This window comes from Pedobacter suwonensis, assembly GCF_044762335.1.
Classification (GTDB): domain Bacteria; phylum Bacteroidota; class Bacteroidia; order Sphingobacteriales; family Sphingobacteriaceae; genus Pedobacter.
In genome coordinates this window covers 3,206-5,058 of the sequence record NZ_JBIWEB010000040.1, presented here as the reverse complement: position 1 = coordinate 5,058, position 1,853 = coordinate 3,206, and the positions used below count along the sequence as shown (strand labels likewise).

At 49.1% G+C, this 1,853-nt stretch carries 1 rRNA gene; it reads left to right on the top strand.

The window, feature by feature from the left end:
• Window positions 1-203 precede the first annotated feature (203 nt).
• A 16S ribosomal RNA gene (locus tag ACIQXP_RS25095) occupies window positions 204-1,725 on the top strand.
• Window positions 1,726-1,853: the final 128 nt, after the last annotated feature.

Genomic DNA, 1,853 nt, shown 5'->3' with positions numbered 1-1,853 from the left:
AGATATATAAAGACGGGCCGCGAGGCAACAACAGTCGATAAGTTCTTAAAAGAGATGTCAATGTAGCGCAGTGAGGTAATGAAGTACGTATTCAAGTACAGAATGCCTGACTGAATTTTAAAGTCAATGTCTGACAGACATAACAAAAAAGAAGACTATTTTTAACGATAGTTAAAACTGGTCAGTATTGAACAACACATTTTACAATGGAGAGTTTGATCCTGGCTCAGGATGAACGCTAGCGGCAGGCCTAATACATGCAAGTCGAACGATACTTTCCAGCTTGCTGGAGAGGAAAGTGGCGCACGGGTGCGTAACGCGTATGCAACCTACCTTCATCAGGGGGATAGCCCGGAGAAATCCGGATTAATACCGCATAAAATCACAGGATGGCATTATCCAATGATCAAACATTTATGGGATGGAGATGGGCATGCGTGTCATTAGCTAGTTGGCGGGGTAACGGCCCACCAAGGCGACGATGACTAGGGGATCTGAGAGGATGGCCCCCCACACTGGTACTGAGACACGGACCAGACTCCTACGGGAGGCAGCAGTAAGGAATATTGGTCAATGGAGGCAACTCTGAACCAGCCATGCCGCGTGCAGGAAGACTGCCCTATGGGTTGTAAACTGCTTTTATCCGGGAATAAACCTCATTACGAGTAATGAGCTGAATGTACCGGAAGAATAAGGATCGGCTAACTCCGTGCCAGCAGCCGCGGTAATACGGAGGATCCAAGCGTTATCCGGATTTATTGGGTTTAAAGGGTGCGTAGGCGGCCTGTTAAGTCAGGGGTGAAAGACGGTAGCTCAACTATCGCAGTGCCCTTGATACTGATGGGCTTGAATGGACTAGAGGTAGGCGGAATGAGACAAGTAGCGGTGAAATGCATAGATATGTCTCAGAACACCGATTGCGAAGGCAGCTTACTATGGTCTTATTGACGCTGAGGCACGAAAGCGTGGGGATCAAACAGGATTAGATACCCTGGTAGTCCACGCCCTAAACGATGAACACTCGCTGTTGGCGATACACAGTCAGCGGCTAAGCGAAAGCGTTAAGTGTTCCACCTGGGGAGTACGCCCGCAAGGGTGAAACTCAAAGGAATTGACGGGGGCCCGCACAAGCGGAGGAGCATGTGGTTTAATTCGATGATACGCGAGGAACCTTACCCGGGCTTGAAAGTTAGTGAATGATCTAGAGATAGATCAGTCCGCAAGGACACGAAACTAGGTGCTGCATGGCTGTCGTCAGCTCGTGCCGTGAGGTGTTGGGTTAAGTCCCGCAACGAGCGCAACCCCTATGTTTAGTTGCCAGCATGTAATGGTGGGGACTCTAAACAGACTGCCTGTGCAAACAGAGAGGAAGGAGGGGACGACGTCAAGTCATCATGGCCCTTACGTCCGGGGCTACACACGTGCTACAATGGACGGTACAGAGGGCAGCTACATAGCAATATGATGCGAATCTCACAAAGCCGTTCACAGTTCGGATTGGGGTCTGCAACTCGACCCCATGAAGTTGGATTCGCTAGTAATCGCGTATCAGCAATGACGCGGTGAATACGTTCCCGGGCCTTGTACACACCGCCCGTCAAGCCATGGAAGCTGGGGGTACCTAAAGTATGTAACCGCAAGGAGCGTCCTAGGGTAAAACCGGTAACTGGGGCTAAGTCGTAACAAGGTAGCCGTACCGGAAGGTGCGGCTGGAATACCTCCTTTCTGGAGTAGCATTGACTACTCACTGCGCAACATGATATTTCTAATTAAGGTATAGGGTAAAGAGTTAGAAGGCTTAATGTCTGGATACTTGATACTGAATACTTTAAAAACACAAGAAAAAAAAAAAG